Below are 17,846 nucleotides of genomic sequence, written 5' to 3'. Positions count from 1 at the left end.
ATGGAGTGGGGAACCAATTTTCATTCCTGGGTTAAGAGCGAAAGATCATGATTGTTTTTTGTAATTAATTTCAAACTGATATAAGAAAAAAAAACATTTTATATGAAGTTTTCTTCTAACACGGATTTTTTACTTTTTCAAATAAATCAGAAACATTTCAAAAACAATGAATTTTTTAAATATAGCTTTAAGATAGGACAATAATAACAGTATATATCAACTTATAATAATGGAGAAAGCACGCGAGCTCCCTGTTCTACAATGCGCTCGGTCAGGGTTCGTTGCAGCAAGTCTTTAATTCTTAATGGTACAGAATTAGTAAGATCCCTTTCGAACTGCTCTGTGAGTTCCCACGCCACTTCAGCACTGTACAAGACTTGACTTACCTCATAATTGAGGCGAAAACTTCTCATATCATAGTTTGCTGTGCCTACTTCTGCAATTTCATCATCGATGATCATTAGTTTCGCATGTAGCATTCCTTTGTTGTACTTGTAGATTTGGACTCCAGCTTCTATAAGTTCCCCGTAATAGGTACGACTTGCAAACCCCACGATTTTTTGGTCAATGTGGTGAGGAACCAGCAATCTTACGCGCACACCACGAGCCACAGCTGTCTTTAATGCCATGATAATATCTATTTCTGGTACAAAATAGGGTGTTGTTATATCAATAGTCTTTGTCGCCTGTGTTATACATATAAAGTAAGCTTGCCGAATAACTGGAGTAGAGATTCCAGGGTTTCCTTCCAACGTATGCCCATGCACAGTGAAATGTCGTAAAGCATCGGCGATTGTCGATGCTTTATCACTATATGTATCAGGCAATTTATCAGACTCATTATGAGAAGAGTTCAATCTTTTCCGATGAATTAGCTGGGGATTTGATATGCTTAGGTACAGCCAGAAACCAAGGATAGGCAACACGAGGACGATTATTATCCAATTCAAAGCCTCCGCAGGCCGACGAACTTCCCAAATCGCTTTGAATAACATGAAGAACGTATGAATATTTACGCTCATATGACCGCAAATACGGAAGAAAAGGCCTCCCACCAGTTCAGTAAACTGATGAAAGACCTTCTCTGATAAGATGGTTTTTGTGAAAAAAATGAACATTTTTTGCTTCCTATGAGCAAAATTATGAGCATTTATCTTTATTCCACTTAAAAACCCCTATATACAAAGCTTTCTTTATTAAAACAATCATACAAGTTTGCACTACAATAGAATTTCTTTTGTATCATCTAATTTTTTAATACTAATGGGTTCGGATATTTCAAAAGCCAACACTGCTGGACTAAGGAGGAATATTAATTTAAATTTAGTATAACAAATAACTACACACCACAGCACTTTTTGTATTTTTTCCCACTCCCACAAGGACAAGGATCATTTCTTTTAGGCTTTTCCACTGGCAATTCAATTTTATTGCTATTTATTTCCGGACTTCCTTGTAAAACTGCCTTTCCCGCTTCCTTCATCTCCTTATATCGCTTTTTTAATAGCTCCATTGCTTCTGCACTATCTTTTAATGAACCCTTAACAATCTCATCCACTTGTCTCTTAGAAATACCATAGATATCAAGAATCTCATACCTTTTCCTTTTCAAAGATAATCTTATAGCAAACTCAGAATCATTATTTTCGCTTTCTGTAAAGATAAGAATAACATCATCACATTTGCAACTTGGATTCATACAATACTGATCATGCATAATATATTTTATATCATTTACTTCAGTTCCTAAGACAAGCCCTTTTTTCTCTTCAAACACATCAAAATAACTAAAGGTATTACCACTTAAAATATCAGATTTTCCCATAGTTTCCACTTTTTTATCATTCCTATTTTCAGTCTATTAAAAAATGCATTCAAAGAATGATCCACTATTGAACATTATCTGTATGACCAGAACCATTCTTGATATAAATCTATCCATTTAAAATTCTTATGTCCTTCATCCAATTTGATGCTAGCTAATGGCAGTATTACTTTTTTTCTACCCAACCTGCCTTCAACAAGAATTCCATAATTTTCGTCTACTTTCATCTCTTGGTCTAAATGAATACAGCTGACTTCAAATTCTGCGATTTCTAAAGGGCCAACTTCCTCTTCATATATCGCAGTAAAAGGAAATATCATATGTTGTAATAGATATTCATAAAAACTCATTAAACTTGTCTCTTTTACATTGAGTAATTTGTCCATATAACTTGCATTATATTTATTACCTCTCTCTAAACCGCTTATTCCTAATATTTGGGCAGCTTGAATTTCCCATTCTTCGATTTCAATCTGCTGATCATTCAAAATATCTTGAGGAACGATTAATCCATTTACTATTGAAAGGTTATTAAAAGGACTACCTTGAACAACTGACTCTATCGAGAAATTACTATCAAAATAGGTCATATTAAACATATCTCTAATTTTCTTCGACTTTTGCGAAGTCGTACTTTGCTTGGTGCCAAAATACTCAAAAATTTCTGTAGCAGACACATATGGTTGACTAGATTTATCAAATAAAAAATTAATCGTTCCCAAAGCATGGATTACTGCCGCAGCCCATATTTCAATACGGCCTGACAGGAATGGAATGTCTCTTTTTCTAGCCATTTTGTTTATTAATTTTTCAATTACTCCCTCATATTCTTCATTTAAAAATTGCTTACTAAACTCAATTGTTAATTTCAGTAATTCTGCCTTCTTTTCCTCTATCTTTTCTTTTGGTTTAGTCATACTCCACAACCTCTATTCTATTAGTCTGCTCTTAAAGTAGATTTTCTTAATTAATAGGAGAATTCGTTATCCTTTTCGTTATGACACTTTTTACATCTAAATCATAATCGATCATCCAGTCAATTTTTTGCATAATTTCATCTAGATTTTCTGATTTATAATAACCATAGACAGGACACTTATCCAGCTCCAGCTGTAATACTTTCTTCTCCCGTGAGTCCTTTAAGATTTTGGCAAGAAGTGTTCTTCCACCTTTAGCAATAATTTCATCAGCTGCTCTCAATATGACTTTTATTTCTTCATCAGATAATCGATCAGCCTTAGATTTCATCAAAATGGTAAGTCCTCCTCATCAACCCAGTGATCAGAAACAATCAGTTTTTGTTGTTTTTTGGGCTTTTTTTTTAATTCTTCACTGAGGGCAGGCTTAAATGTAATGACCCTATTGAACTTCTCCTCATATAGATCACGAATCCATACTTTTACAGGTGCTTTCCATAGCTGATTAGGCGTGGGGATATTTTTAATTAAGCTCTTAGCTGTCATCCCCAACTCCTTAGCCATTTGTAGATCAGTCTCATTCAATTTGCATCGTTTTTTGGCCTCTGCCCAAGCTTGTGAATTCCTTTTTGCCACCAACACCAAATCCTTCTTTTTAGACAATAAATTGTGAAAGATATTCTGCAATATAACTCATTATCCTTTTGTCCACCCACTAAACTTTTAACATTTTTTATCACTGTTCAGATTTTCAACTCCCACAACATTTCTTAAATTTCTTCCCGCTCCCACATGGGCAAAGATCGTTTCTCCCCACCTTTTGACGGGTTTGGAGACTAATGACCTCTCCTTTTTTATTGGGCAAAGGCGGTAATGCCTTCTTTTCCTGAGCGAATAGCTCTTCCGATGTATATCCCTTTAAATACCATTCCCTCGTATTATTCATAAGAAGAACAACGGCATCCATCAGTCTTTGCACTACTTCTAAGCTTTCGAATGTCAGTTGAGTCTGTAAATATTGAAGAAGCTGACTAGGTTGATTGCCTAATTTCGCATGCATAATACAGTCCTCAACAAACTCCTTCGCCTCTTGTTTTGACATCCGATACTCTTTCGTAAATAGAGATAAAGGTTGAGAATAACCTTTTGGACACTCCACATAGTCGTTTCACCTGCTTCAAGGAGCTGTTTCTTCGAGAATGGATAGTAATCAATATTCTTTCTAGATGCCTGCTCCTCTAAAATAACTAAAGGGTCTAGCAGTAATCTTTATCCAATCCGTATTCCGCTTAACATCTGTAAGTATCGTTTCGTCTTGAATAATTTTCACTAGAGAAGGCAATAATTCCAAAGGGATTATGACGATTGTATTACCATTTTGAAAACTAGTAAACATAAAACCAGTTTTATGGAGATACTACATCTCCTCGATTTCTAGATTGTTTGCGCTCATAACTCCATTATTGGCAATGATATTTTTTATTAAAAATAATCGTCGCTCATCGAACTGACTGATAATATTTCTGAAAAGAACAGGGATTGCCTCTGCCAAAGATTGAATTAACTCCGCCTTTTTCATCGAGCTTATATTTTTAATTTGCAGCTTTTTCCGGATGTCTTGAAGATCTGCGACTTTTAATGCGGATAGCGCTTCCTTTAATGAAGCTATTCCTATTATTTTATTCTTTTGATTCTTGTTTTTATTTACCCCTTTCACATTGCGTCCACCTCTGACAATATCAAAAGCCACGGCAACTCCTTACTAGCCATCTTTTTCATCGCATTTTTATTTTTTCATTTTATCACGCATGTGCTTAATATGAACACTTGAAACGGGGCCGACTACTCTAAAAGTAACTTTCTTATCCCTCCAACTAAACTTTCATATATAAAAAAGAAGCTTCCCATAAGTTGGCTCAACTTATGAGAAGCTTCTATAATTTGTTAACATTCCACTCTCATCTTACATAAAGCCCTTATATATCAAGGGTTTGAGGGCGTTTATTACATCATGCCGCCCATTCCACCCATGCCGCCCATGTCAGGCATTGCAGGAGTATCTTCTTTAATGTCAGCAACAACTGCTTCAGTTGTTAAGAACATTGCTGCAACAGATCCAGCGTTTTGAAGAGCTGAACGAGTTACTTTAGTTGGGTCAACGATACCAGCTTCGATCATGTTTACCCACTCGCCAGTCGCTGCGTTGAAGCCTGTTCCTACTTCTTCACGCTTTAAGCGCTCAACGATAACAGATCCTTCAAGACCCGCATTGTGTGCGATTGTACGAACTGGCTCTTCCATCGCACGTAGTACGATGTTCACACCTGTTTTCTCGTCACCAGTAACCTCTAGAGCAGCAACCTTGTTGTATACGTTAAGTAGGGCTACACCACCACCAGAAACGATACCTTCTTCAACAGCTGCACGAGTTGAGTTCAATGCGTCTTCGATACGAAGCTTACGCTCTTTTAATTCTGTTTCAGTAGCAGCTCCAACTTTCACTACTGCTACACCGCCAGCTAGCTTAGCTAAGCGCTCTTGTAATTTTTCGCGGTCAAATTCAGAAGTGGTTTCTTCCATTTGCGCACGGATTTGGTTTACACGACCTGCGATTTGTGCAGAGTCTCCAGCACCTTCAACGATTGTTGTGTTTTCTTTTGAAACAACAACCTTAGAAGCGCGACCTAGAGATTGGATCGTTGCAGACTTAAGGTCACGACCTAGCTCTTCAGTGATTACTTCTCCACCTGTTAAGATAGCGATGTCTTCAAGCATAGCTTTACGACGGTCACCGAAACCAGGAGCTTTAACAGCAACTGCATTGAATGTTCCGCGAAGCTTGTTCACTACTAAAGTAGCTAACGCTTCCCCTTCAACATCCTCAGCAACAAGTAATAATGGCTTACCTTGTTGAACCACTTGCTCTAAAACAGGAAGGATTTCTTGGATGCTTCCAATTTTCTTATCCGTAATTAAGATAAATGGATTGTCTAGAACAGCTTCCATTTTATCAGAGTCTGTTACCATGTATGGAGATGCATATCCACGATCGAATTGCATACCTTCTACTACATCAAGCTCAGTAGTGAAGCCCTTTGATTCTTCGATAGTGATAACGCCGTCGTTACCAACGCGCTCCATTGCTTCAGCAATTAATTGACCAACTTCATCGTCAGCAGCAGAAATAGCCGCAACTTGAGCGATAGAAGCTTTGTTTTCGATTGGCTTTGAAATAGCACGAAGCTCTTCAACCGCTACTGCTACTGCCTTATCCATCCCTTTACGGATACCCATTGGGTTAGCTCCAGCTGTTACGTTCTTTAAGCCTTCACGGATCATCGCTTGAGCAAGAACCGTTGCAGTTGTCGTACCGTCACCAGCCACATCATTTGTTTTGCTAGCTACTTCAGCAACAAGCTTCGCACCCATGTTTTCGAATGCATCTTCAAGTTCGATTTCTTTTGCAATCGTTACACCATCGTTTGTAATAAGTGGTGAACCGAATTTCTTTTCAAGAACCACGTTACGTCCTTTTGGTCCTAATGTTACTTTTACCGCATTTGCAAGTGCATCTACCCCACGAAGCATCGAGCGGCGTGCGTCTTCACTAAACTTAATTTCTTTAGCCATTGTAAAATACCCTCCTCGAGTTTTTTCAATCTATTCTGTCTTCGTTTAGTTTTTAAATAAGAAAATCTCTACTCTTATCCAAGAATAGCAAGAATATCGTTTTCACGTAGAATTAAGTACTCTTTTCCTTCGTACTTCACTTCTGTGCCAGCGTATTTTGAGAAGATAATGCGGTCGTCCACAGAAACTTCAAGAGCTACACGCTCACCGCTTTCAAGTACGCGGCCAGTGCCGACAGCAACTACTTTGCCTTCTTGAGGCTTCTCTTTAGCAGAGTCTGGTAGTACAATACCGCTTGCCGTTTTTTCTTCCGTTTCAACTAGCTCAATTACAATGCGATCACCTAGTGGCTTTAACAAGTGAAACAACCTCCTCAAATATATGAAAGATTTTTATTATTAGCACTCACTTAACTAGAGTGCTAACACAACTATTATATTAATGAATCTCTACCTTTTTTGCAAGCGAGAAACCGCTTTTTTTTATAAATTTTTTGTAAAAGTCCCCCCATAACTTGTTAATTGTACAACCTTACTAAGTATGTACTTTTCCACCTATTCTATCCATATAATGCTAAAATACGGACGATAATTCTTCTTATTTGATACAACCTGATGTTTACGAGTAGAATAACTATATTGGATGGAAAAGGAGACTTGTTTTGAAACGTGAATATTGGATTATATTAATTGCTTATATTGCTATGCAGCTTTCAAGCTTTATTGGTGTCCCTATCACCTCTCTGATACTAGAACTGATTGGTTTTGAAACCCATCACTCTCAAGGGTTCGCAGGGGTCACTTGGCTTGTCATAAGCTTTTCGCTCACACTTGTGATTGTCCTGATGTTGTTGCGTAATGAGATGGTAAACACAAATGAAGTAAGAAGCGGAGCCAGCTTAGGTCGATCGATCCTTTGGTCTATCACAGGTGTCTTTCTTGCCCTATTTGCCCAAGCCTTTGCTGCAAATATTGAACGTTTGATTGGTATTGATGTTGGTTCTGAAAATACGCAACAGATTCTACGCATCATTGAGTCCTTTCCTATTATGATTGTCGTGAGCTCAGTGATTGGTCCTATATTAGAAGAAATTGTTTTTCGTAAGATCATTTTTGGGGCTTTTTATAAGCGATTTAACTTTTTTCTATCAGCCTTGCTTAGCTCCGTTATTTTTTCTTTTGCCCATATGGAGCCGGAGCACACTCTACTTTATTCCGCAATGGGATTCACCTTTGCGTATTTGTATGTAAAAACCAATCGGATTCTCGTTCCGATCGTTGCTCACGTATCGATGAATACGTTCGTTGTTCTTGTGCAATCCGTATTTAAGGAAGACTTAGAAAAATTAATCAAACAAGCAGAACAAATGCAAAGCTTTATTGGAGGATTCTTCTTATGAGACAGTCACCTTTATTTTCAGGAATTATATACATCATCTTAGGTGCTCTGTTCACAGTGTTTGCCATACAGGACTTACAGCAAAATGGAGAGTGGGGCTTTTTCACCTACCTGCTTGTCTTGCTAGCGACCTTTGATATTGGTTCAGGCATTCGGATGATTCTTTTACATTTTAAAATTAAAGAGATCAAGAAAGAGCAAAAGAAATAGCCGCTCCACTAAGGGGCGGCTTACTGTTTATTCTTCTACCATTTCTTCATCCATTGAATAATGCTTTAAAAAGTACACCAGTGACTGTAACTCAATAGCCAGATCAATATGGTGAACCCTGATGGATGAGGGAACCGTTAATCGGGCCGGGGTAAAGTTTAAAATGCCTCTCACCGATCCTTGAACCATTCGATCGGTAATGGATTGTGCAACCGGTGCTGGAACCGTTAATATCGCGACCTGAATGTCTTCTTTTTCAATAACTTCTTCTAGATCATCCATATGGTAGACGGGCACTTCACCAATTTTTGTGCCTACCTTCTCTTCTATCACATCAAATGCAACCGCAATTTTGGTATTATTATTCTTTAAGAAGTTATAGTTTAAAAATGCTGTCCCAAGATTCCCGACCCCAATTAACGCAACCTTCGTTAATTCATCTTGGTCGAGTGTTTTACGGAAAAAGGATAATAAATAGTTTACATTGTAACCGTATCCCTTTTTACCTAAGGCTCCAAAGTATGAAAAATCTCTTCGGATTGTTGCAGAATCGACCTTCACCGCCTCACTTAGTTCAGCCGATGAAACGCGTTGCTTTCCTGATGAGTGTAAACTATTTAAAAAGCGATAATACAATGGTAGTCTTTTCGCCGTTGCTTGTGGGATTTTCATTGATTCATTACTCATCGTTCTTCCCCTACCTTCTACCTTTAACTAATATAGTCTCTCTTCTCTCTTAAAGTCACCGTTTTTACCACCTGTCTTTTCAACCAGGTATGTTTTCCCGATAACCATTCCTTTATCTACTGCTTTACACATATCATACACGGTAAGCGCGCAAACAGAAGCAGCTGTTAACGCTTCCATTTCTACACCTGTATTCCCTTTTGTCTTTACACTAGCAGAAATATGTAGAGTATGGCAATTGTTATCTGATTCCCAATCAAAAGAAATATCAACACCTGTGAGTGGAATAGGGTGACACATTGGAATAATATCCCATGTTTTTTTACTAGCCATAACAGCTGCAACCTGTGCGACTGCTAACACATCCCCCTTTTTCATTTGGTTATGTGTGATTCGATCATATATCTCTTGATTAACTGTGATACTAGAGTGGGCAATGGCCGTCCGTACCGTTTCGGGCTTATCACTCACATCTACCATTTTTGCTCTGCCTTCTTTATTAAAATGAGTGAACTCTGACATCTATTATACACCTCTTTCAAAATCATACACTATTTTCCTCATTTTGTGTGAAAACATTGTAACATAGTTCACAACTCATATCATTGCTCATCCGTATTGAATGCGATACACTAACCGTAGAAGTATAGAGGTGAAATCAATGATACTACTACAAGTAAACCAGCTTTCCAAGTCTTATGGGGCTGACCTTATTTTATCGAATATAAAACTAGAAGTTCAAACAAGAGACCGTATTGCCTTAGTAGGTAGAAACGGGGCCGGGAAATCTACATTACTCAAGATTATTGCCGGTCACCTTTCCTATGAATCAGGTGATTTAATCAAGCCCAAACATGTAACGATCGGGTACTTGGCTCAGAACACAGGTCTTGTTTCCGGATTATCCATTTGGGAAGAAATGCTTACCGTGTTTGAACATGTCATGAAACAAGAGCGGGAACTTCGTAAGCTTGAGGAAAAAATGGCTGATCCTACCGTATTTGAAGATGCTACTTTGTACGAGCGAACAATCAAGGAATATGACCATCTCCAAAATGAGTTTAAGGAGAATGGGGGCTACCAGTACGAGTCAGATATACGTTCTGTCCTACATGGCTTGAACTTCCACTCATTCGATTACTCTACGAAAATTGATAGCTTAAGTGGTGGCCAGAAAACTCGTTTAGCTCTTGCGAAGTTGTTATTAACCAAGCCTGATATTCTTATCTTGGACGAACCTACCAACCATTTAGATATCGATACGTTGTCTTGGCTAGAGCAATATCTTACTGGCTACTCAGGTGCCATCTTAATCGTATCCCACGATCGCTACTTTTTAGACAAAGTGGTCAATCAAGTGTACGAAATTTCTAGGAATCAAATCAGCAAATTCTCAGGAAACTACAGCTCTTATCTTGAACAAAAAGCCGAAAACTACGAGCGTGATCTCAAACAATACGAGAAACAACAAGATGAAATAGCCAAACTACAGGACTTTATTCAAAAAAATCTTGCTCGTGCATCGACCACCAAGCGAGCCCAAAGTAGAAGGAAGACGCTTGAGAGAATGCAAGTTATGGACAAACCTCTTGGAGATGAAAAGTCCGCCTCCTTCGGTTTTGATATTGAAAAGCAAAGTGGCAATGAAGTGTTAAATGTCCACTCCCTAGCAGTTGGTTATCATGATGAACGAATAGCTGAGGAACTTTCCCTCCGAATTACTAGAGGAGATTCCGTTGCCTTAGTTGGACCAAATGGGATTGGAAAATCAACCTTACTCAAAACCATCCAAGGTACGTTACAACCGTTAGAAGGACAAGTTCATTACGGCTCCAATGTTAGCATTGGCTATTATGACCAGGAACAAGCAGCTCTTACTTCAAACAAGCGAGTGTTAAATGAGCTTTGGGACGAATACCCTCTGAAAAGTGAAAAGGAAATCCGCACGGTACTAGGGAATTTCTTATTTACCGGCGACGATGTATTAAAAACGGTTTCCACTCTAAGCGGTGGGGAGAAAGCACGTTTAGCACTAGCTAAGCTCATGATGCAAAAGGCGAATCTTCTTATACTAGATGAACCTACCAACCATCTGGACTTAGACAGTAAGGAAATATTAGAAAACGCGCTTGTGGATTATCCAGGTACGATTCTTTTTGTTTCTCATGATCGATACTTTATTAATCGCATTGCTACAAAGGTGATTGAGCTTAGTAAAACCGCGGCTGTTGAGTATCTTGGGGATTACGATTATTACGTGGAAAAGAAGCTAGAACAAGAAGAGCTTAAAGCCATTGAACAAGCAGAAAAGGCTGCCGCTACCATAGCTGCTTCTCCAGAAAAAAATACGTATCAAATCGATAAGGAAGCCAAGAAATTAGAGCGCCAACGAAAGCGACGCATCGAAGAAATTGAGGGCTTAATTGAAAAGCTTGAAGAAACGATTGAAAAAAATAATACATTGCTTTGTGATCCAGAAATTTTTCAAGATCACGAAAGAGTGCTTAAAATTAATGAAGAAACGGAAACAGCCAAACTCCAATTAGATGAGTTACTAGAAGAATGGAGTGAACTGGCTGAATAAGCGTAAAGAACCGGGAGGAAGAATCTATCCCGGTTTTTTCCTTTCCACAATTTTGTTCACAGCTAAATTGTTTTTATATGAGCTTTCCACAGGGTTTCCCACATTATCCACAATTTTAGTTTATTTTATCCACATTACCCACAGTGAAACTTGTCGAAATAGTGTTTATACACAAAAAATAGCCCCTATCATGTGATAGGGACTTTTTCCTAAAGTTATTAGTTGTGGATAGATAGGTCTAATCCAGGATTGGCGTTTAAAGTAAAGTCACTTCTTTGACCTTTTTCATACATAACACTTCCCGCAGCAGCTATCATGGCTGCGTTATCTGTGCATAAAGAAAGTGGAGGAATAATTAATTCTACACCTTCATTAGCAGCAAATTCTCTCTCTAGCGCGCTACGCAGTCCTTTATTCGCAGCCACTCCTCCTGCTAGTAACACTTGCTTCACAGAATATTGTTTCGCCGCACGTACCGTCTTAGTTACCAACACATCGATCACACTTTGTTGAAAACTTGCAGCAAGATCTTCAGGTGCAATCACTTCTCCTCGTTGCTCTGCATTGTGGACAGTGTTGATAACTGCTGATTTTAATCCACTGAAGCTAAAATCATAGGACCCTTCCTCTAACCAGGCTCTCGGTAAATCTATAATAGGTGAGCCAACCGCCGCTAATCGGTCAATATGAGGTCCGCCTGGATATGGCATTTTTAACGTCCTAGCGACTTTATCATATGCTTCACCCGCAGCATCGTCTCTCGTTTCTCCAATCACCTCAAAATGGCCATGTTCCTTCATATAAACAAGCTCTGTATGTCCACCAGAGACAACCAGTGATAACAGTGGAAACTCCATTTCCTTTATCAAGCGATTCGCATAAATATGACCAGCGATATGGTGAATTCCTACAAGAGGAATACCGTGAGCAAAGCTCAGCGCCTTGGCTGCGTTCACCCCTATTAATAAGGCTCCGACAAGTCCTGGCCCTTCCGTTACAGCAATCGCATCAATATCTGAAAACTGTAATTCAGCCACTCGCATCGCTTCTTCTATGACAATCGTAATTTGCTCGACATGATGACGAGAAGCAATCTCAGGAACGACTCCACCGAAGCGCTTATGGCTTTCAATTTGCGACGCAACGATATTTGCTATTATTTCATGTCCATCTTTTACAATCGCAACAGCTGTTTCATCACAGCTTGTTTCGATCCCTAATATATATTGATTTTTCTCACTCATATTGTCACCCACATGACTAATGCATCCTCATAGTTATCAGTATAATAATTCTTGCGTATTCCACCGTTCATAAAGCCGAGCTTACGGTACAACGATTGTGCCACTGTGTTTGACACACGTACCTCCAGTGTCATCGATTTTGCACCCCTTTTTTTTGCAACCTCCATGATCATACGAAGGATCCCTTCTCCAAGCTTTTGCCCACGAAATTCAGGTAAGACCGCTATGTTTGTAATATGCGCCTCATCAACAATCAACCACATGCCACAATAACCTACAATTTGTCCTTCCTTTTCTAAGACCAGATAGACAGCAAATTGATTTAAATTCAACTCATTCTCAAATGACTGCCTTGTCCAAGGCGTTGCAAATGAAAGCTCCTCAATTTTTAAAATTTGATCGATATCTTCTTCCTTCATATATCGAAACACAAAGGAATCAGATAATGAGTGAGTCTCTTCATTTTGCATCATTTTCTTTCTTCCCTTCTAGCCATTTCGCTTCAGCTTCAGCTAACCGAATATAATTTGGCACAAAGCTGTGCACATCAACGGGTTCTCGATTGACCCCTAAATGAGCTAGCTCACCAGGACGTGGATTATGTTCAGTGTAGTGAGCAAATCTTGCTTGATCTCCCATAATACTCACTAGTACTTCCTTGTGAATAGGGACATCATTGCCAACAAATAAAACAGGCTCTGACATCTCCTTTAACTGCTCTGCCCAATCTTTAGCTAATACCAGTTGGTCTTTTTTAACTTTTTCGAGTGCGCCATTTTGGAAGCGATATAGACCGGTATAGACTTGTCCTCTTCTAGCGTCAAATAATGGAGCCACATTGCCTGGGAAGTACCGTGCAGCTGATGCCGCTAACACTTCTATGCTTGAAACCCCAACAAGCGGAATTTGTAAGGTCCACGCTAATGTTTTCGCGATCGTTACTCCTATACGAACTCCCGTATAAGAACCAGGACCTTCAGCGACGACAATTTTCTCTAGGTCTGCTGGCTTAACTTCACATTCCCTGCATAGGTTTTCAATCGCTGGCATCACACGGATCGAATGATTCTTTTTAATATTCGTTATATACTCCCCAATCACTTGTTGGTTATCTATTAAGGCAATCCCCAGTGGATAATTGGATGTATCTATAGCTAGTACTTTCATTAGGCAAATAGCTCCTTACAAAGCATTTCATATCGTTTTCCTTTTGGCGTTATCGTTAAGTTACGAGAATTCTCTTCCCCATGAGAAATCTTGATTTGTAGAAGTTCTTCCGGTAGTTGGTCTTCAATCAGATGAGCCCACTCCACAACCGTTACTCCCTGTCCTTCAAAATATTCATCAAAGCCCAAGTCTTCGTCAGAATCCTCCAATCGATACACATCCATATGGTAAAGTGGAAGTCTTCCGTTATATTCTTTTATTATAGTAAAAGTAGGACTACTAACGTTTTTGTTAATATCCAGTCCCACTGCGAGTCCTTTAGTAAACGTCGTCTTACCTGCACCAAGGTCACCTTCTAATGTAATCACATCTCCTGGTTGAAGCTTCTGTGCCAGTTCCTTTGAAAATTGTAAAGTCTCTTCCGTACTGTTTGTTCTTACTATGTATTCGTTCATTGAATTCATCACCCAATCTTTTATAAAAAAACCTTAGGACAGATTCCTAAGGCTAGTCTCTTATAAGTGTACATGATTTTAAAAAAATGAGCAAAAAGGGGATATGTATGTACATGGGATCGCAAATATATCTCGAGAATTGCAAGTAAATACACCAGTAACGTTCATTTTTATGGAGCTTTAAGTGTACGCAACCAAATTCCACACTGTTTTCTATCTATAATCGCCAAAATTATCGTCTTTTATTAGGAAATCCCTCGAAAAAACAAAAAAACGAATCCATTTGGTTCGTTTGGTTCTACTAAAATATGAAAATGGCGGTCCCGACCGGGATCGAACCGGCGATCTCCTGCGTGACAGGCAGGCATGTTAACCGCTACACCACGGGACCAGAGTTTTTTTCAAGTGAAACTTGAAAAATAACTTTCAATAATTGCGGGGACAGGATTTGAACCTGCGACCTTCGGGTTATGAGCCCGACGAGCTACCAGACTGCTCCACCCCGCGACAATAATAATTAAATCTGTAATACAGCCTAGCGACGTCCTACTCTCACAGAGGGAAACCCTCAACTACCATCGGCGCTGAAAAGCTTAACTTCCGTGTTCGGTATGGGAACGGGTGTGACCTTTTCGCTATCGCCACTAGACTCGTATTCAATTGAAGAAAATCATTCCTTCAAAACTAGATAATGAATGAAGAAGAAGAAAGAAATACGTTTCATCTTAAATTTGGTTAAGTCCTCGATCGATTAGTATCAGTCAGCTCCACACGTCGCCGCGCTTCCACCTCTGACCTATCAACCTGATCATCTTTCAGGGATCTTACTAGCTTGCGCTATGGGAAATCTCATCTTGAGGGGGGCTTCATGCTTAGATGCTTTCAGCACTTATCCCTTCCGCACATAGCTACCCAGCGATGCCTTTGGCAAGACAACTGGTACACCAGCGGTGCGTCCATCCCGGTCCTCTCGTACTAAGGACAGCTCCTCTCAAATTTCCTACGCCCACGACGGATAGGGACCGAACTGTCTCACGACGTTCTGAACCCAGCTCGCGTACCGCTTTAATGGGCGAACAGCCCAACCCTTGGGACCGACTACAGCCCCAGGATGCGATGAGCCGACATCGAGGTGCCAAACCTCCCCGTCGATGTGGACTCTTGGGGGAGATAAGCCTGTTATCCCCGGGGTAGCTTTTATCCGTTGAGCGATGGCCCTTCCATGCGGAACCACCGGATCACTAAGCCCGACTTTCGTCCCTGCTCGACTTGTAGGTCTCGCAGTCAAGCTCCCTTGTGCCTTTACACTCTACGAATGATTTCCAACCATTCTGAGGGAACCTTTGGGCGCCTCCGTTACTTTTTAGGAGGCGACCGCCCCAGTCAAACTGCCCACCTGACACTGTCTCCCACCCCGATCAGGGGTGAGGGTTAGAATTTCAATACAGCCAGAGTAGTATCCCACCGACGCCTCCACCGAAGCTAGCGCTCCGGCTTCTCAGGCTCCTACCTATCCTGTACAAGCTGTACCAAAATTCAATATCAGGCTACAGTAAAGCTCCACGGGGTCTTTCCGTCCTGTCGCGGGTAACCTGCATCTTCACAGGTACTATAATTTCACCGAGTCTCTCGTTGAGACAGTGCCCAGATCGTTACGCCTTTCGTGCGGGTCGGAACTTACCCGACAAGGAATTTCGCTACCTTAGGACCGTTATAGTTACGGCCGCCGTTTACTGGGGCTTCGATTCAGAGCTTCGCTTGCGCTAACCCCTCCTCTTAACCTTCCAGCACCGGGCAGGCGTCAGCCCCTATACTTCGCCTTGCGGCTTCGCAGAGACCTGTGTTTTTGCTAAACAGTCGCCTGGGCCTATTCACTGCGGCTCTTCTGGGCTATTCACCCTGAAGAGCACCCCTTCTCCCGAAGTTACGGGGTCATTTTGCCGAGTTCCTTAACGAGAGTTCTCTCGCTCACCTTAGGATTCTCTCCTCGCCTACCTGTGTCGGTTTGCGGTACGGGCACCTGTTACCTCGCTAGAGGCTTTTCTTGGCAGTGTGGAATCAGGAACTTCGGTACTATATTTCCCTCGCCATCACAGCTCAGCCTTTTGATCACGGGATTTGCCTCGTGATCAGCCTAACTGCTTGGACGCGCATATCCAACAGCGCGCTTACCCTATCCTCCTGCGTCCCCCCATCACTCAAACGGTAATTTGGTGGTACAGGAATATCAACCTGTTGTCCATCGCCTACGCCTTTCGGCCTCGGCTTAGGTCCCGACTAACCCTGAGCGGACGAGCCTTCCTCAGGAAACCTTAGGCATTCGGTGGATGGGATTCTCACCCATCTTTCGCTACTCATACCGGCATTCTCACTTCTAAGCGCTCCACCAGTCCTTCCGGTCTAGCTTCAACGCCCTTAGAACGCTCTCCTACCACTGACATCGTAGATGTCAATCCACAGCTTCGGTGATACGTTTAGCCCCGTTACATTTTCGGCGCGGAGTCACTCGACCAGTGAGCTATTACGCACTCTTTAAATGGTGGCTGCTTCTAAGCCAACATCCTGGTTGTCTAAGCAACTCCACATCCTTTGCCACTTAACGTATACTTTGGGACCTTAGCTGGTGGTCTGGGCTGTTTCCCTTTCGACTACGGATCTTATCACTCGCAGTCTGACTCCCATGGATAAGTCTTTGGCATTCGGAGTTTGTCTGAATTCGGTAACCCGATGAGGGCCCCTAGTCCAAACAGTGCTCTACCTCCAAGACTCTTACTACATGAGGCTAGCCCTAAAGCTATTTCGGAGAGAACCAGCTATCTCCAAGTTCGATTGGAATTTCTCCGCTACCCACACCTCATCCCCGCACTTTTCAACGTGCGTGGGTTCGGGCCTCCATCCAGTGTTACCTGGACTTCACCCTGGACATGGGTAGATCACCTGGTTTCGGGTCTACGACCACATACTAAAGCGCCCTATTCAGACTCGCTTTCGCTACGGCTCCGTCTTATCAACTTAACCTCGCATGTAATCGTAACTCGCCGGTTCATTCTACAAAAGGCACGCTATCACCCATTAACGGGCTCTAACTACTTGTAGGCACACGGTTTCAGGATCTCTTTCACTCCCCTTCCGGGGTGCTTTTCACCTTTCCCTCACGGTACTGGTTCACTATCGGTCACTAGGTAGTATTTAGCCTTGGGAGATGGTCCTCCCTGCTTCCGACGGAATTTCACGTGTTCCGCCGTACTCAGGATTCACTCAGGGAGGGAACGAAGTTTCAACTACAGGGTTGTTACCTTCTATGACTGACCTTTCCAGATCGATTCGTCTACTTCATTCCTTTGTAACTCCGTATAGAGTGTCCTACAACCCCAAGAGGCAAGCCTCTTGGTTTGGGCTAATCCCGTTTCGCTCGCCGCTACTCAGGGAATCGCGTTTGCTTTCTCTTCCTCCGGGTACTTAGATGTTTCAGTTCCCCGGGTCTGCCTTCAATACCCTATGTATTCAGGTAAAGATTCTATCCCATTACGGATAGAGGGTTTCCCCATTCGGAAATCTCCGGATCAAAGCTTACTTACAGCTCCCCGAAGCATATCGGTGTTAGTACCGTCCTTCATCGGCTCCTAGTGCCAAGGCATCCACCGTGCGCCCTTTCTAACTTAACCTACAGTTAAAAAGTTTCTCTATATAATATAGAGAGAAAACTAAAATGGCGATTACTCGGTATTT

At 41.1% G+C, this 17,846-nt stretch carries 17 protein-coding genes, 2 tRNA genes, 2 rRNA genes and 2 pseudogenes; 3 read left to right on the top strand and 20 right to left on the bottom strand.

Translation table 11 applies throughout. The features are described 5' to 3' along the window. Positions 1-221: 221 nt before the first annotated feature. The 10 genes and pseudogenes from MKX65_RS01545 to groES form a co-directional block, all read right to left on the bottom strand. Positions 222-758: pseudogene (locus MKX65_RS01545) on the bottom strand (phospholipase D-like domain-containing protein); the annotation flags it as partial. Positions 759-905: 147 nt separating this feature from the next. Then, positions 906-995, bottom strand: a pseudogene (locus MKX65_RS26980) (hypothetical protein); the annotation flags it as partial. A gap of 344 nt (positions 996-1,339) precedes the next feature. Next, on the bottom strand, positions 1,340-1,825 hold the full coding sequence (locus MKX65_RS01540; RefSeq protein WP_160548787.1) for an SEC-C metal-binding domain-containing protein: 486 nt from the start codon (positions 1,823-1,825) through the stop codon (positions 1,340-1,342). Positions 1,826-1,899: 74 nt separating this feature from the next. Then, positions 1,900-2,742, bottom strand: a complete 843-nt coding sequence (locus MKX65_RS01535; protein ID WP_340901919.1) for a DUF6398 domain-containing protein — start codon at positions 2,740-2,742, stop codon at positions 1,900-1,902. Positions 2,743-2,788: 46 nt separating this feature from the next. Beyond that, positions 2,789-3,073, bottom strand: coding sequence for an RQC domain-containing protein (locus MKX65_RS01530; RefSeq protein ID WP_340906131.1), 285 nt, complete (start codon positions 3,071-3,073; stop codon positions 2,789-2,791). After that, positions 3,073-3,378 carry a hypothetical protein gene (locus tag MKX65_RS01525; RefSeq protein ID WP_340906130.1) on the bottom strand — a complete coding sequence of 102 codons (306 nt, stop codon included), beginning with the start codon at positions 3,376-3,378 and terminating at the stop codon, positions 3,073-3,075. The genes MKX65_RS01530 and MKX65_RS01525 overlap by 1 nt, the downstream gene beginning before the upstream one ends. Before the next feature lie 115 nt (positions 3,379-3,493). Continuing rightward, positions 3,494-3,901, bottom strand: coding sequence for an SEC-C metal-binding domain-containing protein (locus tag MKX65_RS01520; protein ID WP_340901916.1), 408 nt, complete (start codon positions 3,899-3,901; stop codon positions 3,494-3,496). Between the two features lie 258 nt (positions 3,902-4,159). Then, positions 4,160-4,492 (bottom strand): Rho termination factor N-terminal domain-containing protein, encoded by a 333-nt coding sequence (locus tag MKX65_RS01515; RefSeq protein WP_340901914.1) that lies wholly within the window; start codon positions 4,490-4,492, stop codon positions 4,160-4,162. Positions 4,493-4,746: 254 nt separating this feature from the next. Beyond that, complete coding sequence (gene groL, locus MKX65_RS01510; protein WP_160548777.1) at positions 4,747-6,372, bottom strand: chaperonin GroEL; 1,626 nt, start codon at positions 6,370-6,372, stop codon at positions 4,747-4,749. A 74-nt stretch (positions 6,373-6,446) separates the two neighbouring features. Next, the gene (gene groES / locus MKX65_RS01505) at positions 6,447-6,731 is read right to left on the bottom strand and encodes a co-chaperone GroES (protein ID WP_066057304.1); all 285 of its coding nucleotides are present in this window, start codon (positions 6,729-6,731) and stop codon (positions 6,447-6,449) included. 302 nt (positions 6,732-7,033) lie between these two features. Between groES and MKX65_RS01500 the strand changes: the two genes are divergently transcribed. Together MKX65_RS01500 and MKX65_RS01495 are read left to right on the top strand one after the other, a co-directional pair. After that, entirely contained in the window at positions 7,034-7,771 is a 738-nt protein-coding gene (locus tag MKX65_RS01500) for a CPBP family glutamic-type intramembrane protease (protein WP_160548778.1), read from the top strand. Then, positions 7,768-7,980 carry a YdiK family protein gene (locus MKX65_RS01495; protein ID WP_160548779.1) on the top strand — a complete coding sequence of 71 codons (213 nt, stop codon included), beginning with the start codon at positions 7,768-7,770 and terminating at the stop codon, positions 7,978-7,980. Before MKX65_RS01500 ends, MKX65_RS01495 begins: the two co-directional genes overlap by 4 nt. Positions 7,981-8,007: 27 nt before the next feature. Here MKX65_RS01495 and MKX65_RS01490 read toward each other — a convergent pair whose 3' ends face one another. Together MKX65_RS01490 and moaC are read right to left on the bottom strand one after the other, a co-directional pair. Further along, complete coding sequence (locus MKX65_RS01490) at positions 8,008-8,667, bottom strand: redox-sensing transcriptional repressor Rex (RefSeq protein ID WP_160548780.1); 660 nt, start codon at positions 8,665-8,667, stop codon at positions 8,008-8,010. Positions 8,668-8,694: 27 nt separating this feature from the next. After that, positions 8,695-9,189, bottom strand: a complete 495-nt coding sequence (gene moaC / locus MKX65_RS01485; protein ID WP_160548781.1) for a cyclic pyranopterin monophosphate synthase MoaC — start codon at positions 9,187-9,189, stop codon at positions 8,695-8,697. 139 nt (positions 9,190-9,328) lie between these two features. On the opposite strand from moaC, the gene MKX65_RS01480 reads away from it, so the two are divergent. Next, the gene (locus MKX65_RS01480) at positions 9,329-11,251 is read left to right on the top strand and encodes an ABC-F family ATP-binding cassette domain-containing protein (RefSeq protein WP_340901903.1); all 1,923 of its coding nucleotides are present in this window, start codon (positions 9,329-9,331) and stop codon (positions 11,249-11,251) included. A 218-nt stretch (positions 11,252-11,469) separates the two neighbouring features. Here the strand turns inward: MKX65_RS01480 and tsaD are convergent, their stop codons facing one another. The 8 genes from tsaD to MKX65_RS01440 form a co-directional block, all read right to left on the bottom strand. Beyond that, on the bottom strand, positions 11,470-12,495 hold the full coding sequence (tsaD, locus tag MKX65_RS01475) for a tRNA (adenosine(37)-N6)-threonylcarbamoyltransferase complex transferase subunit TsaD (RefSeq protein ID WP_340901900.1): 1,026 nt from the start codon (positions 12,493-12,495) through the stop codon (positions 11,470-11,472). Continuing rightward, positions 12,492-12,968, bottom strand: a complete 477-nt coding sequence (gene rimI / locus MKX65_RS01470; RefSeq protein ID WP_340901897.1) for a ribosomal protein S18-alanine N-acetyltransferase — start codon at positions 12,966-12,968, stop codon at positions 12,492-12,494. Before rimI ends, tsaD begins: the two co-directional genes overlap by 4 nt. Further along, positions 12,955-13,662 carry a tRNA (adenosine(37)-N6)-threonylcarbamoyltransferase complex dimerization subunit type 1 TsaB gene (gene tsaB / locus MKX65_RS01465; RefSeq protein WP_340901896.1) on the bottom strand — a complete coding sequence of 236 codons (708 nt, stop codon included), beginning with the start codon at positions 13,660-13,662 and terminating at the stop codon, positions 12,955-12,957. Before tsaB ends, rimI begins: the two co-directional genes overlap by 14 nt. Then, positions 13,662-14,117 carry a tRNA (adenosine(37)-N6)-threonylcarbamoyltransferase complex ATPase subunit type 1 TsaE gene (tsaE, locus tag MKX65_RS01460; RefSeq protein ID WP_160548785.1) on the bottom strand — a complete coding sequence of 152 codons (456 nt, stop codon included), beginning with the start codon at positions 14,115-14,117 and terminating at the stop codon, positions 13,662-13,664. The genes tsaB and tsaE overlap by 1 nt, the downstream gene beginning before the upstream one ends. Positions 14,118-14,432: 315 nt before the next feature. Next, a tRNA-Asp gene (locus MKX65_RS01455) sits at positions 14,433-14,508 on the bottom strand. A 42-nt stretch (positions 14,509-14,550) separates the two neighbouring features. Continuing rightward, positions 14,551-14,624: transfer RNA gene (locus MKX65_RS01450), tRNA-Met, on the bottom strand. Between the two features lie 26 nt (positions 14,625-14,650). Beyond that, positions 14,651-14,766: ribosomal RNA gene (gene rrf / locus MKX65_RS01445) — 5S ribosomal RNA — on the bottom strand. 82 nt (positions 14,767-14,848) lie between these two features. Further along, positions 14,849-17,782, bottom strand: a 23S ribosomal RNA gene (locus MKX65_RS01440). Between the last annotated feature and the right edge of the window lie 64 nt (positions 17,783-17,846).

It is taken from the genome of Robertmurraya sp. FSL R5-0851, assembly GCF_038002965.1.
Taxonomy (GTDB): domain Bacteria; phylum Bacillota; class Bacilli; order Bacillales; family Cytobacillaceae; genus Robertmurraya_A; species Robertmurraya_A beringensis.
Note: the sequence above shows the minus strand (reverse complement) of the source record. Positions and strands in the feature narration are given on the sequence as shown.

Bases quoted from the DNA above. Each gene is read 5' to 3' on its own strand.
- groL (WP_160548777.1), bottom strand. From the start codon at position 6,372: ATGGCTAAAGAAATTAAGTTTAGTGAAGACGCACGCCGCTCGATGCTT.
- MKX65_RS01530 (WP_340906131.1), bottom strand. From the start codon at position 3,073: ATGAAATCTAAGGCTGATCGATTATCTGATGAAGAAATAAAAGTCATA.
- MKX65_RS01540 (WP_160548787.1), bottom strand. From the start codon at position 1,825: ATGGGAAAATCTGATATTTTAAGTGGTAATACCTTTAGTTATTTTGAT.
- rimI (WP_340901897.1), bottom strand. From the start codon at position 12,968: ATGATGCAAAATGAAGAGACTCACTCATTATCTGATTCCTTTGTGTTT.
- tsaD (WP_340901900.1), bottom strand. From the start codon at position 12,495: ATGAGTGAGAAAAATCAATATATATTAGGGATCGAAACAAGCTGTGAT.
- MKX65_RS01480 (WP_340901903.1), top strand. From the start codon at position 9,329: ATGATACTACTACAAGTAAACCAGCTTTCCAAGTCTTATGGGGCTGAC.
- tsaE (WP_160548785.1), bottom strand. From the start codon at position 14,117: ATGAACGAATACATAGTAAGAACAAACAGTACGGAAGAGACTTTACAA.
- MKX65_RS01490 (WP_160548780.1), bottom strand. From the start codon at position 8,667: ATGAGTAATGAATCAATGAAAATCCCACAAGCAACGGCGAAAAGACTA.
- moaC (WP_160548781.1), bottom strand. From the start codon at position 9,189: ATGTCAGAGTTCACTCATTTTAATAAAGAAGGCAGAGCAAAAATGGTA.
- MKX65_RS01495 (WP_160548779.1), top strand. From the start codon at position 7,768: ATGAGACAGTCACCTTTATTTTCAGGAATTATATACATCATCTTAGGT.
- MKX65_RS01535 (WP_340901919.1), bottom strand. From the start codon at position 2,742: ATGACTAAACCAAAAGAAAAGATAGAGGAAAAGAAGGCAGAATTACTG.
- tsaB (WP_340901896.1), bottom strand. From the start codon at position 13,662: ATGAAAGTACTAGCTATAGATACATCCAATTATCCACTGGGGATTGCC.